The 14,649-nt window shown below is 69.3% G+C and carries 13 protein-coding genes; all 13 read right to left on the bottom strand.

All coding sequences use genetic code 11. The features are described from left to right. Window positions 1-25: 25 nt before the first annotated feature. Window positions 26-991, bottom strand: a complete 966-nt coding sequence (locus WG902_RS00560; RefSeq protein WP_340057929.1) for a tripartite tricarboxylate transporter substrate binding protein — start codon at window positions 989-991, stop codon at window positions 26-28. Window positions 992-1,011: 20 nt separating this feature from the next. Further along, window positions 1,012-2,925: a flavin-containing monooxygenase gene (locus tag WG902_RS00555; RefSeq protein ID WP_340057928.1), complete on the bottom strand. Its 1,914-nt coding sequence runs from the start codon at window positions 2,923-2,925 to the stop codon at window positions 1,012-1,014. Then, window positions 2,922-3,344 carry a Zn-ribbon domain-containing OB-fold protein gene (locus tag WG902_RS00550; RefSeq protein ID WP_340057927.1) on the bottom strand — a complete coding sequence of 141 codons (423 nt, stop codon included), beginning with the start codon at window positions 3,342-3,344 and terminating at the stop codon, window positions 2,922-2,924. The genes WG902_RS00555 and WG902_RS00550 overlap by 4 nt, the downstream gene beginning before the upstream one ends. After that, complete coding sequence (locus tag WG902_RS00545) at window positions 3,344-4,501, bottom strand: thiolase family protein (protein WP_340057926.1); 1,158 nt, start codon at window positions 4,499-4,501, stop codon at window positions 3,344-3,346. Before WG902_RS00545 ends, WG902_RS00550 begins: the two co-directional genes overlap by 1 nt. 140 nt (window positions 4,502-4,641) lie before the next feature. Beyond that, entirely contained in the window at window positions 4,642-5,613 is a 972-nt protein-coding gene (locus WG902_RS00540; RefSeq protein WP_340057925.1) for a tripartite tricarboxylate transporter substrate binding protein, read from the bottom strand. Continuing rightward, complete coding sequence (locus tag WG902_RS00535; RefSeq protein ID WP_445263640.1) at window positions 5,574-6,674, bottom strand: phosphotransferase family protein; 1,101 nt, start codon at window positions 6,672-6,674, stop codon at window positions 5,574-5,576. Before WG902_RS00535 ends, WG902_RS00540 begins: the two co-directional genes overlap by 40 nt. After that, the gene (locus WG902_RS00530) at window positions 6,671-7,441 is read right to left on the bottom strand and encodes an SDR family NAD(P)-dependent oxidoreductase (protein ID WP_340057924.1); all 771 of its coding nucleotides are present in this window, start codon (window positions 7,439-7,441) and stop codon (window positions 6,671-6,673) included. The genes WG902_RS00535 and WG902_RS00530 overlap by 4 nt, the downstream gene beginning before the upstream one ends. Then, window positions 7,438-8,607, bottom strand: a complete 1,170-nt coding sequence (locus WG902_RS00525) for an acyl-CoA dehydrogenase family protein (RefSeq protein ID WP_340057923.1) — start codon at window positions 8,605-8,607, stop codon at window positions 7,438-7,440. Before WG902_RS00525 ends, WG902_RS00530 begins: the two co-directional genes overlap by 4 nt. Window positions 8,608-8,621: 14 nt before the next feature. Then, window positions 8,622-9,761 (bottom strand): nitronate monooxygenase, encoded by a 1,140-nt coding sequence (locus tag WG902_RS00520; protein WP_340057922.1) that lies wholly within the window; start codon window positions 9,759-9,761, stop codon window positions 8,622-8,624. 2 nt (window positions 9,762-9,763) lie between these two features. Further along, on the bottom strand, window positions 9,764-10,543 hold the full coding sequence (locus WG902_RS00515; protein WP_340057921.1) for an enoyl-CoA hydratase-related protein: 780 nt from the start codon (window positions 10,541-10,543) through the stop codon (window positions 9,764-9,766). 11 nt (window positions 10,544-10,554) lie between these two features. Next, entirely contained in the window at window positions 10,555-12,045 is a 1,491-nt protein-coding gene (locus WG902_RS00510; RefSeq protein WP_340057920.1) for a hypothetical protein, read from the bottom strand. Further along, window positions 12,042-14,135, bottom strand: coding sequence for an acetate--CoA ligase family protein (locus WG902_RS00505; protein ID WP_340057919.1), 2,094 nt, complete (start codon window positions 14,133-14,135; stop codon window positions 12,042-12,044). The genes WG902_RS00510 and WG902_RS00505 overlap by 4 nt, the downstream gene beginning before the upstream one ends. Beyond that, on the bottom strand, window positions 14,132-14,623 hold the full coding sequence (locus WG902_RS00500; protein WP_340057918.1) for a Zn-ribbon domain-containing OB-fold protein: 492 nt from the start codon (window positions 14,621-14,623) through the stop codon (window positions 14,132-14,134). The genes WG902_RS00505 and WG902_RS00500 overlap by 4 nt, the downstream gene beginning before the upstream one ends. Window positions 14,624-14,649 lie beyond the last annotated feature (26 nt).

Raw genomic sequence — 14,649 nt, 5'->3', positions numbered from 1 at the left:
TGCGCATGGAGCGTGGCCGGGCGGCTCAAGGCTTGAGGTTCTTGCCGCGGATGATGACCTGCACGCGCTCCCGGGTGGCGAGTGCCATCTCCGTGAACGCGGCCGGTTGCATGAAGGTGGGAGTGAGGTCCGACGCGATGCCCGCGCGGAAGCGGTCGCTCGTGACCACCTTCTGCAACTGCGCCGAGTACTTGTCGACCACGGCCCTTGGCGTGCCGGCAGGCAGCATCAGGCCGTGGAACCAGCGGTAGACGGTATTCTCCAGGCCGGCCTCCCGGAAGGTCGGGACGTCGGGCAGCGCCTGCAGGCGCTCGGTGAAAGACACGCCGAGGATCTTCAGCGTACCGGCCTTGTGCTGAGGGATGAGGCTGGCCGTGGTGCCGAAGAATGCGGGCACGATGCCAGCGACGATGTCGCGCACGCCGTCGATCTCGCCCTTGTACGCCACCGGCACCAGCTTCACGCCCGCGTCGTCAGCGAACATCTCGGCCACCAGGCGCGGTGAGCTCACGGTGCCGAACATCGCGCAGGTGATCTCGCGCTTGCGCCGGACCTCCGCGATGAATTCCTTCAGGGTGTTGGCCGGGAAGTCCTTATGCACAGCCACTGCGAACGCACCGGTGTAGAGGGGCGTGAGCAGCTGGAAGTCTTCCAGCCTGTACCCGGTGTCGGCGACCACCAGGGGGTTGATGATCACAGTCGAATCGGTTGCGAGCCCCACGACGTGCCCGGTCTTCTCGGCGCGGGCGACCGCGGCGGCGGCGATGGAGCCGCCCGCGCCGGCCTTGTTCTGGATCACGACGGGCTGGCCCCAGGCTTCCGAAAGCATCTGCCCCGCCAGGCGGGCGCCGATGTCGGTGGCGCCACCCGCGGTGGCACCCACCTGGATCTCCACCGCCTTGGTCGGGAAGCTGGTGGCCTGGGCCAGCAGCAGGCCGGGCGCGGCCAGGCCTGCGAGGCCGCCGAGGGCCTGGCGTCGATTCATGTGCATGTCGTCATCTCCAGTTTTGTTCAGGGAGCGAGGATGAAGTCGCGCTCGTCAGGCGCGCGGGTCATCGTCCAGTAGTCGACGATGCGCCAGGGAGAGTTGGTGGTCACGCGGCCCTGGCTGTTCTTGTACCAATTGCGGACGCCTTCGTGCGTCCACACCATCGCATTGTGCGCGGCGTCAACGCGCGCGTTGTAGGCGTCGTGCACCTCGTTCCGGCACTCCAGCGCGCGGCTGCTGCGACGCGCCATCAGTTCGAGGCAGCCAATGACATAGCGCACCTGGATTTCCAGGTGGAAGATCACGCTACCGCCGTGGCCCAGGTTGGTGTTGGGGCCGTACAGCAGGAAGAAGTTGGGAAAGCCCGGCACGGTGACGCCCAGGTGGGCGCGCGGGTTCTCGTCGCCCCACAGCTCGCGCACGGTCTTGCCCTCACGCCCTTTCACGTGCATCGGGTGCAGCATGCGGCTGGCCTGGAAGCCCGTGGCCAGCACGATGACGTCCACGGGGTAGCGCTTGCCGCTGCGCGTGGCGACCGCATCAGCGTTCACCTGCTCCACCGCATCCGTCACCAGTTCGACGTTGGGGCGCCGCAGCATGCCGAACCAGTTGTTGTTCAACAGCGGTCGCTTGCCAAACGGAGGGTAGTCAGGGATGACGTCGGACGCCGGCGCCGGGATGCCATGCAGCTCGTCACGCATGTACTGTTCCCACTGCTCGCGCAGTGCGGCATTGGCCGGCGAGATGGAAGAGGTTTGCGGCCATCCCGGCTGCTTTTGCAGCGCGTGGTGCAGCGCGTCGCTGTTGGCCCAGAACAGCTGGAAGCGGTACCAGGTGGCGTAGAACGGCAGCGCGGATAGAACCCATTGCAGGCCCGCGCCCACGGTGTCGTGGTAGCGCGGGCGGCTGCGGATCCAGTTGGGCGAACGCTGAAAGATCGTCAGGCGCTCGACCTCCGGGGCGATGGTGGGACCGACCTGCATGCCGCTGGCACCACTCCCGATCAGGGCGACGCGCTTGCCCGCGAGCTGCAGGCCGTCCTGCCAGGCACCGGTGTGCACCACCGGCCCCTGGAAACCATCGAGGCCGGGGATCTTCGGGATCGCAGGCCGGTTCAGCTGGCCCACCGCGGAGATGACCACGTTCACGCGGCGGCGCTGCACCTGGCCGTCAGCTCCGCGCAGCGTCACGTCCCACATGGCGTCGGCTGCCGAGTACTCGACGGACACCACCTCCGTGTCGAAGCTTGTGCGCTCGTAGAGGCGGTGCTTGCTTGCGCACTCGCGGAAGTACGCCAGCAACTCGGGCTGGCGCACGAAGAACCGCGTCCAAGCGTGGTTCTGCTCGAACGAGAAGGAATAGAGATGGTTGGGCGCGTCCACGCCGGCACCGGGGTAGCGGTTTTCGTACCAGGTGCCGCCGACGTCGGGGTTCTTCTCGACGATCTCGAAGGAGACGCCTGCCTGCCCCAGTTGCATGGCGGCGCACAGGCCGGCGGCACCGGCACCGATGATCAGCACCTTGAACCCCGGCATACGCTGGTCGAGCCTGGCCCCGAGATCATCGCGATGGGCCAGCGAAGGCGAAACAGCGAAGCCCAGGTCCTCCTGGATCATGGGCACGTACTCCGACGGAACGTCCGCACCGACGCAGGCGCACATCATGCGACGGAACATCTCGTCCGACACCGGCGGCGGCATGCCGTCGGACCCGCGCAAGGCCTGGACAAGGCGATCGTGCAACGCCTGCGCAACTTCGGGCGGCGGTGTGGTGCCCGGCGCCACGGCATCGGCGAATTCGTCGAGGTGCCGCGCATCGCCGGTCAGCTGCACCAGCACCATCAGCAGCACGGGCAAATCGGCCTCGCGCAGCGCTGCGCGCAGGTGCGCCTCGTCTTCGGTCCGCAGCGGGAGGTGGAGCGTCGCGGGTTCGCTCATGCGGACTCCCCTGCGAGCACGAGGACCGGCATGGTGAATCCCTCCTCCATGGCACGATAAGCCACCCGCACCGGCTGGCCGGTCTTCAGCGGCTGCGTGGCCGGCACCTCCAGCCGCAGGTTCACGCGGATGCCGTCCTCCAGTTCCGCGATGGCGACGACGTAGGGCACCTGCGACTTGAACTCGGGCAGGTAGGCGTGGTGGCACACCGTCCAGCTCGTGAGGGTGCCCTCGCCCGCGATCGCGACCCAGTCGGTTTCCATCGAATGGCAGGCGCTGCACACCGGCCGCGGATAATGCCGCCGCGTGCCGCAGTTGCGGCAGGACTGCACCAGGAACTGCTCGCGCACCAAGCCGTCCCAGAAAGGCGCCGAGTCCGGCGTCGGCTCCGGCTTGGTGCAAAGGTAGCCGGTGGTCATCAACCCCTCCTCATGATGGCGACGGTGCCGTCGCACATGTCGCCGAAACCCGTCACGAGGCCGAGCTCGGCGTCTTTCACCTGCGCCGCACCAGCTTCGCCACGCAACTGGCGCACCAGTTCGACGATGTGGTTCATGCCGCCTACGTGCGCCTGCGACAGCAGTCCGCCGTGGGTGTTCACCGGCAGGCGGCCGCCGAGCGAGATGCCGCCGTCCTCCACGAAACTGCCGCCCTCGCCCTGCGCGCAGAAGCCCAGTTCCTCCAGCTGGCGCAGCAGGATGTACGTGAAGCAGTCGTAGACCTCGGCCACGTCGATGTCCCGCGCGGTCACCCCTGCCATCGCGAACGCCTTGCGTGCCGCCTTGCGCGTGCCCAGGGCCAGCAGATCACTGCGCTGGCTCACCGAACTGGGGCTTTCGGGATGGCCCTCGCCGACCCCGGAGATGTACACCGGGCGCCGGGCCATGTCCGTGGCGTGGTCCGCGGCGCTGACCACCACGCAGGCGGCGCCGTCGCTTTCCACGCTGCAGTCGAACATGCGCAGCGGCTGCGCGATCATGCGCGATGCCAGGTATTCGTCGATGGTCAGCGGCTCCTTCATCACGGCATTGCCATTGAGGAGCGCGTGCTTGCGCATGGTGATCGCCACTTCGCCCAGCTGGCGCTCGGTGGTGCCGTAGCGCTCCATGTGCAGGCGCGCCATCGGCGCATAGAACTGCACCGGCGTGGTCGCGCCCGCGGGGATCTCGAACTCGCCCACCACGCGGAACTGCGGCATCTGCGCGATGCGGCTGGCGATGCGCGTGCCGGAGTAACCGTTGCGGCCCAGCGAAAGCAACACGTGGCGGCATACACCCGAAGCGATGGCAGCCGCTGCGCACTGCAGGGCCGCGACCGCGCTGGCACCGCCCAGCGGCGTGAGCGCGGAAAAGCTCAGGTCCTCGATGCCGAAATTGGTGATGAAATCCTCGGCCACCAGCGGGGGGATGGCAAACGGGATAATCCCGTCGATGTCGCGCGGAGACAGCCCCGCGTCGGCCACGGCGGCCAGCGCGGCTTCCATCTGCAATGCAATCGGGGTCTTGCCGGAACCGGGGGCCCGGACGTAGCGCGTTTCGCCCACGCCGGACACCACCACCTTGTCTCGCAGAGTCATTGCGCGATGCCCATCCTTCCAGCCTGCCGGCGCGGTGAAAACCAGCAGCGATCGTAGGCGCGGCGACTCTGGCGCAAAAGCGACTTCTTTTCGCGCCGGATGTTGCGTTTTCCGACTGAGCGCGTCGCGAAAAGCCTGCGTCAGTCCTTGGGCATGGACTTCGCTACCGGCTCGTAGGTCCGCGTGTCCTGCTCCATCTGCCGCGACCAGTCGGCGCCGCCGAGGAAGGACAGGAAAGGCGCGTCGTTGCGGGCGGCCTTGACGTACTCGGGGTCCTTCATCGCCGCCTCAATCGCTTTCTGCAGCCGCGCCAGGATAGGCGCCGGCACGCCGTTGGGCGCGGCGAAGCCGCGTTCGGCGGTCATCTCGACGGGGAAACCGAGTTCGTACGTCGTCGGCACGCGCGCGATGCGCTGCACCTTCTCTTTGGTGAATTGGGCGAACAGCCGCACCGGCGTCGGCTCGTTGTCTGCATCCGGCACCTCCGAGGCCGCGAGGAACGCGATGTCGAGCGTGTTGGTGGCGAGGGCCGTCTTCTGCTGCGCCGTACCGTTGTACGGGATGGCGTTGAACTTGACGCCGGCCGCCTGCTCCAGCCGAGCCATTGCCAGGTGGCCGTTGGTTCCCAGCCCGTTGTGGCCTGCGGAAATCGACCCGGGCGCCGCCTTGAGCGCCGCCAGCACCTGCTTGAGGTCCGCGTACTTGCCGTCCTTGCGCGCCACCATGATGGTGGGGTCGCTCACCACGCGGGCGAGCAGCGCCAGGTCCTTCGTGGCGTACGAGGCCTTGCGATGCATCGGTACGAAGAAGTAGCCGGGCATGTTGACGATGACCAGCGAGTAACCGTCGGGCTTGGCGCGCATCACCGTGCTGATGGCCAGTTCCCCCGAAGCACCGGGGCGGTTCTGGACGACCAGCGAGGCGTTTTCGCCCAAGTGCTTCGCGATGAAAGGTGCAATCGTGCGCACCATCACGTCGGTGCTCCCGCCCGGCGCAAAGCCGACGGTTACGTTGATCGGCGCGTCGGATGGCCAGTCCGCATGCGCCAGCGGCGCGAAGGAGAATGCGGCGGCTACGGCGGCGGCATGGAAGAAGCGGGTACGGAATTGCATCGCGATGTCTCCTTGGGGTCGTTGGGTTGTCCGTTGTCCGGCGGGACGGAGGCGGCGAGGCCGCCGGCGATCTCGAGCGCGAGCTCCGCCAGCGGCCCCGCCTTCGCGCCCACTTGGGCGGCGTCGGGCGCGGAGGCGGTTCCCTCCAGCGCGCGCTGCGCGATGCCGTGCAGGATGGCCGCCATGCGGAACAGGTTGTAGGCCAGATAGAAATTCCAGTGCACGGGGAGGACCCCGGTGCGCTGCGAATAGGTGTGAAGGTAGGAGGCTTCGTCCGGGATGCCGAGGGCCGCCAGATCCAGGCCACCGATGCCGCGCCACAGTGCCGGCGTGACGCGCCAGGCCATGCAGTGGTAGGCCAGGTCAGCCAGCGGGTCGCCCAGCGTCGACAGCTCCCAGTCCAGCACACCCAGGATGCGCGGCTCCGTGGCGTGGAACACCAGGTTGTCGATCCGGTAGTCGCCGTGCACGAGGCAGGTGGGCGTTTGGGAAGGCACGTGGGCGGGAAGCCAGTCCATGAGGCGGCGCATCGCGGCGGGCACGGGCAGCGTCGCGCGCTCGCACTGGCCGACCCAGCGCGCCACCTGGCGCGCAACGTAGTTACCGGGGCGTCCGAACGACTGCAGGCCCAGCGCCTGGATATCCACGGTGTGCAACCGCGCCAGCACGCGGTTCATCTCGTCGTAGATGGCTGCGCGTTCGCTGGGCGTGGAATCCGGCAGCGACGGATCGGTCAGGACCCGGCCATCCAGGAACTCCATCAGGTAGAACGGCGTGCCGACCACCGCCTCGTCGCCGCACCAGGCGCGCATGCGCGGCACCGGCACGCCGCTGTCCGCCAGCGCCTGCATGGCGCGGTGCTCGCGGTCGATGGCGTGCGCGGACGGCAGCAGCACGCCGTCCGGCTTCTTGCGCAGCACGAAATCGCCGCGGCCGGTGCGTACCCGGAAAGTGGGATTGGACTGCCCTCCAGTCAGCGGCCGGATGTCCGGTGCCTCCGCGCCCGCGAAGCCTTGCGCGCGCAGCCAGTGCGCAAGCCGCTCCGGCGTTGCTTCGTTCACAGCGAACTGACGAGGTGGGCGCCGTCCACCGCCACGGTGGCGCCAGACATCGCCGCACCGGCGGGAGAGGCCAGCAATAGGAGTGGCCCGTCCAGGTCGGCCAACTCACCGAACCGGCGGCTCGGGATGCGGGCGCGCAGCTTCTCGCCCGCGTCGCCGGCGAGGAACTCGCGATTGAGGTCGGTGACGACGTAGCCAGGCAAGAGCGCATTCACGCGGATGCGGTGTCGCGCGAGTTCCAGCGCCATTGCCTTGGTCGCCTGCACGAGCGCGGCCTTGGAGATCGCGTAAGGCGCGACGCCGCCGGCCACCCGCTCGCCGAGGATGGAGGCGACGTTCACGATCGCCCCGCCGCCGCCAGCCCGCACCATGCGGCGCGCTGTCTCGGTCGCCACCAGCCAGCAGCCCTTGAGGTTGGTGTCCATCACCTGGTCGAAGTCTTCCTCGGTCTGCTCCAGCAGCGGCCGCGAGACCGTCACGCCCGCGTTGTTCACCAGGATGTCCGGCCGGCCCCAGGCGCACACTTCGTCCAGGCAGTCCCTGACGCTGCCCGCATTCGTGACGTCCAACGCGATCGTGCGGGCTTGTCCGCCGTCGGCGTCGATGCGCTCGCGCAGCGGCTGCAGGCGCTCGATACGGCGCGCGGCGAGGACGATGCGCGCGCCGGCAGCAGCCAGCACCTGCGCGAAATGCGCGCCCAGGCCGCTGGAGGCGCCGGTGATCAGCGCCAGCTGCCCATCGAGTCGGAAGCGGTCCAGCGCGCTCATTCCGCGGCCCCGGCCTGGCGCACCAAGCGGCGTGCCATGCTCCAGCGATGCACCTCGCTCGGGCCGTCGTAGATGCGGAAAGCGCGCAGGTCCATGAAGATGCGCATCACGGGCGTTTCGGCCGTCACGCCCTGCCCACCCAGGATCTGCACGCAGCGGTCCACCACGCGCCACTGCGCCTCGGAACAGACGACCTTGGCGCGGCTGGATTCGAAGTTGCCCTTCGCACCCTGGTCCATCAGCCACGCCGTGTGCCATATGTGCAGCCGCGCGGTGTGCAGGTCGATGTCGTTGTCGGCCAGCATGAAGCCCACGCCCTCGTGTTCGGCCAGCGGCTTGCCGAAGCCGGTGCGCCGGCGTGCATAGTCAAGCGCGATGTCGTGGGCGCGACGCGCCTGGCCCAGCCAGCGCATGCAATGCGTGAGGCGGGCCGGCGCGAGGCGCACCTGCGCGTAGCGAAAGCCTTGTCCCACCTCGCCGAGCACGCTGTCGGCCGGCACGCGCAGCGCGTCGAATGCCATCACGGCATGACCGCCGGTGAAGCACGCATCCATCGTGTCCATCTGGCGTTCCAGCCGGATGCCGGGCGACGCCATGTCCGCGAGGAACATGGTCGCCGAGCCTTCCTCCATCCGCGCCATGACGATGACGTAGTGGGCCCCTTCGGCCCCGGTGATGAACCACTTGCGCCCGGTGATCACGAACTCGTCGCCATCGCGCACCGCGGTGGTCCTCAGCATCGAAGGATCGGCGCCGGCGCCGTCCGGCTCGGTCATCGCGAAGCACGAGCGCGTGTGGCCCGCCACCTGCGGGCGCAGCCAGCGCTCCTTCTGTGCGGGCGTCGCCACTTCCTCCAGCAGGTGGATGTTGCCTTCGTCGGGGGCGTGGATGTTCAGTGCCACCGGCCCCAGCCAGGAGTAGCCCGCCTCTTCGAACACCACAGCCTTGCCCACGTGGCTGAGGCCGAGGCCGCCCATCTCGCGTGAGGCATGCGGCGTCAGGAGCCCCGCGGCGCGGGCGCGCGCCACCAGGTCCTGGCGGAGTGCGTCGGTCGGCCCGTGCGCATCGCGCGGCAACTCCTTTTCCAGCGGCAGGATCTCGTCGGCGATGAAGCGGCGCGTTCGCTCCTGCAGGTCGCGCAATTCGGGGGATAGCTGGAAGTCCATGTTTCGTCGCTTTCTTACGTCTCCGCCGCCAGCTGCGCGCGCACGGCGGCCAGCCGGTCCAGCGCCTCGAGATACCCTTCCTGCAGCTCCACCATCACCTGGCGGACGCTGAGTTCCTCGTGCAGGTCGGCGACACCCTGCCCACAGGGCGTCGTGTAGAAGTCCTCGCGTTCCGCGCGGTCGATGCGCGGCACTGCCATGCGCACCAGCACCTCCTGCAGCGGCGGCGGCAGCGGTTGCGGCGCACCGGGTGCTTCCCAGGCTTCCGACCAGCGGCTGCGCAGCAGGCGCACCGGCTTGCCCGTGCGGCTGAGGCTTTGCACCGCGTCCTCGGCGCGCGCCTTGAACAGCGCCTGCTTCTGGTAGGACAACAGGTCACTTTCCCGCGTCGCCAGCCATAGGGTGCCGCACCACACGCCCTGCGCGCCCATGGCGATCGCAGCCGCCACCTGGCTGCCCCGTGTGATGCCGCCCGCCGCCAGCACGGCCACGTCCGGCGCGCAAGCCTGCACCACCTGCGGCACCAGCACGAAGGTGCTGATGGCGCCGGTGTGGCCGCCGGCTTCAGTGCCCTGCGCGATGACCACGTCCACGCCGGCCTGCGCATGCCGCCGAGCATGCTCGGCCTTGCCGCACAGCGCACCCACCAGACCGCCACGCGCGTGCATCGCTTCCACCACGTCGGGCGGCGGCGAGCCGAGTGCGCTCACCAGCAGCTTCATCTTCGGGTGGCGCAACGCCACTTCCACCAACGCGCGCGCACCGGCGGGCGTGTTGTTGCGTTCGGCGCCGCGGCGGTCCTCGTCCACCTGGCGCTGAACGTCGGGCGGCAGCGGCGGGATGCCGGCGTCGCCCAGCAGCTTCTCGACGAACTCCAGGTGCGAGGGCGGCACGATCTCGCGCAGGCGCCCCGTGCTGGTTTCCGCCTCCTTCGAGTAAGTCACCGGAATCAGCACGTCCACGCCATAGAAATGGTCGCCGACGTGCTCGTCGATCCAGCGCAGTTCCTGTTCCAGCTGCTCGGGCGAGAAGAGCACCGCGCCCAGCACGCCGAAGCCGCCGCTGCGGCTGGCCTCCACCACCACGTCGCGGCAATGCGAGAAGGCGAAGATCGGCGCGGTGCAACCGAGCTGCAGGCAGATGTCCTTTGCCACGGCTAGCGCCCCCGCCAGCGCGGGGCGCGCTTCTCGATGAAGGCGCGGGGGCCTTCCAGGAAGTCCTCGCTCGCCTTGACCCGTTCGACGGCACCCCAGGCGAGGTCGCGCAGTTCGCGCTCGCCTGCCAGCACCGCGGCTCGCACCACCGCCATCGATTCGCGCACGGCCAGCGGCGCGCAGGCAGCGATTTCACGCGCGAGGCACAGGGCGGTCGGCAGGAGGTCTTCGGCCGCCACGCACGCGTTGACCAAGCCGCAACGCTCGGCCTCCTGCGCCGTGATCGGGTTGCCGGTCAGAACCATGCGGAACGCAAGCGCCCGCGGCACCGACCGGGGCAGCCGCCAAAGCCCGCCGGAGCCGGCGACCAGCGAACGCTTCACCTCCGGCATGCCGAAGCTGGCGCCTTCGGCGGCGACGATCATTTCGCACGCGAGCGCCAGCTCGAGCCCACCGGCCAGCGCCGGCCCGTTGACCGCAGCGATCCATGGATGCGTCCGGGCCGCGAACACGAAACCACCGAAACCGTCGGGCGAGCGCACTTCGGCCATGCGGCCGGCGGCCACCGCCTTCAGGTCCGCCCCGGCGCAGAACGCGGTGCCGGCGCCGGTGAGCACCACGACGCGGCAGTCCGCATCGGCCTCGGTTTCGCGGATCACCTCCTGCATGCGGACCACCACTTCGCCATTGACGGCGTTGCGCGCGTGCGGGCGATTGAGCGTGACGAGGGCGATATGCGGCTCGATACGTTCGAGGCGGACGGTCTCTTGCAGATCGGTCATTGGCTTCGCGGCTAAGCAGGCGTCCAGTCCGCCAGGCCGTCGGCGGCTGCCGCCACCGTACCGCGGCTGCCCACGGGCTCTTCCTGGCCGCAGGTGAGCCACTCGAGAAGCTCGCGGCCCTGCGCCCGCGCGAACAGGCGCTCGCCGGCTGGCGTGCGCGCGATCACGGTGCCATGCGCCGGCTCGCCGTCTGCCCGGTAGGCGACGGTGTAGGTCTCGATGGTGGCTGGACCGGCATGGTCCTGCACGAAGCGAGGGATGCGTCCGCGCAGTCGGTCGGCGTGCTCCTGCGCGTCGAAATCCCCGGGCAACCGGGCGTCGCGCAGAGGCTCGCGCGACACCGCGATCGCATGGGCCTCGGTCATGAAGCCGCCGTTGGCGAACAGCAGCCCGTTGCGGCCACCGTTGTCCCGCATGCGCCGCGTCATCTCGGCGGCTGCATGCATCATGTAGTTCCGGATCGGCGCTCCCGCGAACGTCAGCCCGCCGGAGACGCTCAGGGGCCGGCCGGCCGGAATTCCCAGCACCCGCCGTGCGTACTTGGGCACGCAGGGAAAGCAGCTGTAGATCTCCAGCAGGTCGCAGTCGGCGGCCTGCAGGCCATTGCGCTGCAGCGTGGACAGCAGCGATGCTTGCATGCTGGGCGAGGTGGCGTAACCCTCGCGTTCGCGGATGTCGTGCGATTCGGTGGCGGCCGCGGAACCGCCAACGAACACCATGCGGTGCTCGGGGATGCCCAGCTGCCTGGCCTTTGCATAGCTGGCGACGATCAGCGCCGCGCCCTGGTTGACGCCGTTGTTCGCCACCATCAGCGTCGTGTAAGGAAAGGAGAGTCTCCGGTTGGCGGGCCCGGGCTCCAGGATCTGCTCCGGTGCGTACTCTCGGCGGATCCACGCATGCTCGTTGCCGGCGGCGGTGCGCGAGAACTGCGACCACAACTCGGCCGACTCCCACTGCGATTCCTCCAGCCGCTGGCCCCAATGCGCGCGCATCGCATTCTCGAACAGCGGGTACAGCGCGATGGGCGTGACGAGCGAATAGCGGCGGCAGTCCTCGCTGGTCAGGCCCTCCAGCGCCTGCTGCATCATCTCGGGCGGCCTTGCGCCGCCGGCGGCCGCGGCCGCGCGCCGCTTGTCTGTGCGGCAGGCTTCGGCTCCCGCCAGTGCGCAGATTTCGGCTTGGCCGGAGGCGATGCGGTTGGCGACAAGGCTCAGCATCAGCAGCGGCGTATTGCCGTGGCCCACCACGAATTGCGGTGTGCTGCGCAGGCCGGGCAGCGCCTGCGACAGGCGCTCCGGGATGCCCTCCATGGGCGCCGCGAACAAGCGCACCAAGTCGAGCGTGTCCAGCTGCTCTAGCACGCGCGCACCGGCGTCGGATCCCGCGAGGCGGACGGCTTCCAGCATCAGGTCGCAGGCGTCCGGCGCCGTGGCCAAGTTCTCGGTGCGGTCGTTCACCTGCCCGATGCCGATGATGACGGGCCGGCGATCCAGTTCGTTCATGCGTACCTTCCGGAAGGGTCGGCCGCGATCAGGAGTGCGTCCAGCGCCTCCACCTGGCGGCCGCTGACCCACAGCGGGTTGATCTCCAGAGCCTGCAGCGAGCCGCGCCGAGTGAAGGCGATGTCGCCGATGCGCGCCAGCAGTTGACCCAGCGCCTCGACGTCGGCGGCTTCCGTGCCACGTTGCCCCTGCAGCAAGGCCGCGCCGCGCAGCTGGCGCAACATGCCGGCGGCTTCGGTGGCAGTGACGGGCAGCTGGCGCAGCGCCACGTCCTGCAACACCTCGATCCAGACGCCGCCGAGCCCGACCGCCAGCATCGGGCCCCATTGCGCATCGTGCGTGACGCCCACGAACAGCTCGATGCCGCCCTTGCGCATGGGTGCGACCAGCACGCCCTGCACGCGCGAGCCTGCAGGCACCCTCTGCTGCACCGCATGGAAGGCGTGCGCGACGGCCTCGTCACCCTGCACGCCGAGCGCGACGCCGCCGATATCGGACTTGTGCGCGATATCGGCCGAGCACACCTTCACGGCCACGGGCTCGCCGATCTGCCGCGCCGCCCGCATGGCCTCGTCGGCCGTCGTGGCGAGCACCGCGGGCACGACGGGCACGCCGTGCTTGCTCAGAAACTGCAGCGCGTCGTGCTCGGAGGCCGACCCGATCTCGAGCGGAACCGGCGGCGCGACCTGCAGCGCGTCCGCGCGCTCGCGCTGCTGGCGCGACCAGGCCATCGCCTGGCCCAGCGCTGCGACACCACGCTCCAGGCCAGCGCCGATGAAAGGCAGGCCGAACTCCTGCACCAGCTCCCAGCCCTGCGGCGTGACGGTGGTGGCCACACAGCTCATGACGAGCGCGGGGCGCTTGGCCCCCGCCACGCCGCGGCCCATGTGGCGCAAGCCCGCCAGCAACGACTCGTCGCTGTCCTGGCGCGAGGCGGGCAGATCGGCAAAGCACACGACCGACGCGTACTTCGGGTCCTGGCTCACCACCGACAGGCAGGACTCGAACAGGGAGCGATCCGCCGCTGCCGCGCCGGTGAGGTCGAGCGGGTTGTTGATGGTCGCGTAGCCGGGCAGCAGGTCGCGCAGCGCCGTTGCGGTGGCGCTCGACGGCTCGGGCATGGCCACTCTGAACTTACCTGCGGTATCGGCAGCGATACCGCAGATGCCCCCCGAGTTCGACACGAACGCCGCACCGCCTTCCGGGAGCACGCCGGTGTGCGAGATGACGGCGGCCGTGCACACCAGGTCCTCGATCGACGCCACCCGGATGACGCCATGCTGGGCGCACACCGCCGAGAACGCGCGGTCGTCGCCCACCAGCGCGCCGGTGTGGGCTTGCGCCGTGCGGGCGGCCACCTCGTTGGTGCCGACCTTCAGCACGATGAGCGGCTTGGCCGCGGCCAACGCGCGGCGAGCGACCTGCACGAACCGCTCGGGCCTGCGGATGGTTTCAAGGTACAGCGCGATCGCGCCCACGCGCTCGTCGGCCAACAGTTCGTCGACGAAGTCGGTGAAATCTACCTGTGCTTCGTTGCCGGTAGCCACAAGATGGCTCAGGCCCACGCCCTGGTTGCGCGCCAGCCGGTTCAGGTGGAACGCCACCTGGCCGCTGTGCGAGATGACCGCCACCTTGCCCTTCGCATAGGTGGCCGTGTACGGCGATGCCCACAGCGCCACGTCGTCTAGGAAGTTCACGAAGCCCAGGCTGTTGGGACCCATCATGGTCAGGCCGGCGCTGTCGGCGTACGCGCGCAGCTTTTCCTGCTCCGCCGCGCCTTCGGCTCCGAGCTCCGCGAAGCCCGAGCTCAAGACCACGGCATGCTTCACGCCGGATTGCACGAGGTCTTCGAGGGCGTCGCGCACCGCCGCCATCGGTACCATCACGAGGCCGACGTCGACCGGCTCGCCGATGGCCGCCACCGACGTCGCGGCTGCGCGCCCGTGCACCGTGCCGCCGCGGCGGTTCACCAGGTGCAACCGGCCGGCGAAAGGCTGGATGTTGTCGAACGTGACTTGCGACCAGCGCGAGCGGTCGGTGGCGCCGACCAACGCAACCGAGCGCGGACGCAGCATCTGGCCGATGCTCATCGCTTCATCTCCGCCCGCCACGCCTTGGCAGGAGAGGCCTCGTCGATCGTCCACTGCGGCAATGCCATGTGCTCGCCCAACCGGGTGAACGCCATCTTCACGCGCGTGCCGATGCCCACCCGCGCCACTTCCTGCGGCGAAGCGGGCGTGCCGTCGGGCCGCACCAGGTTGCCCAGCACCCGGATCGCTTCGTCCGCGGTCGGCTGGCCACGCTGCGTGTCCAGTTCAACCAGAAGAACCATGTAGGGTGAGTGCGGCGCGAAGCCGGGCTGCACCGCATGCTGCACCTCGCTGTACGAATAGACGGTGCCGCGCGCTTCCACCTCGTCCCACGCGAAGCCGGCGCTGCCGCACCACGGGCAACCGGCCGACGGCGGGTAGTGCAGCAGCCGGCATTGGTCGCAGCGTTGCAGGCAGAAGCGCCCTTGCGCGCAGCGCGCGAAATAGGCCGTGTTGACGGAGTCCTGCTCGGACACGCGCAGTTCCATTCCCAGGTGATGGTAGCTGAGCATTG

The sequence above is a fragment of the Ramlibacter sp. PS3R-8 genome (genome assembly GCF_037572435.1).
Classification (GTDB): domain Bacteria; phylum Pseudomonadota; class Gammaproteobacteria; order Burkholderiales; family Burkholderiaceae_C; genus Ramlibacter.
The sequence above is the reverse complement of the archived record's forward strand: the minus strand, read 5'-3'. Positions and strand labels throughout refer to the sequence as shown.

Coding starts and splice junctions, on each gene's coding strand:
- WG902_RS00560 (WP_340057929.1), bottom strand. CDS start 991: ATGCACATGAATCGACGCCAGGCCCTCGGCGGCCTCGCAGGCCTGGCC.
- WG902_RS00505 (WP_340057919.1), bottom strand. CDS start 14,135: ATGAGCATCGGCCAGATGCTGCGTCCGCGCTCGGTTGCGTTGGTCGGC.
- WG902_RS00550 (WP_340057927.1), bottom strand. CDS start 3,344: ATGACCACCGGCTACCTTTGCACCAAGCCGGAGCCGACGCCGGACTCG.
- WG902_RS00510 (WP_340057920.1), bottom strand. CDS start 12,045: ATGAACGAACTGGATCGCCGGCCCGTCATCATCGGCATCGGGCAGGTG.
- WG902_RS00540 (WP_340057925.1), bottom strand. CDS start 5,613: ATGCAATTCCGTACCCGCTTCTTCCATGCCGCCGCCGTAGCCGCCGCA.
- WG902_RS00525 (WP_340057923.1), bottom strand. CDS start 8,607: ATGGACTTCCAGCTATCCCCCGAATTGCGCGACCTGCAGGAGCGAACG.
- WG902_RS00500 (WP_340057918.1), bottom strand. CDS start 14,623: ATGGAACTGCGCGTGTCCGAGCAGGACTCCGTCAACACGGCCTATTTC.
- WG902_RS00530 (WP_340057924.1), bottom strand. CDS start 7,441: ATGAGCGCGCTGGACCGCTTCCGACTCGATGGGCAGCTGGCGCTGATC.
- WG902_RS00555 (WP_340057928.1), bottom strand. CDS start 2,925: ATGAGCGAACCCGCGACGCTCCACCTCCCGCTGCGGACCGAAGACGAG.
- WG902_RS00515 (WP_340057921.1), bottom strand. CDS start 10,543: ATGACCGATCTGCAAGAGACCGTCCGCCTCGAACGTATCGAGCCGCAT.
- WG902_RS00545 (WP_340057926.1), bottom strand. CDS start 4,501: ATGACTCTGCGAGACAAGGTGGTGGTGTCCGGCGTGGGCGAAACGCGC.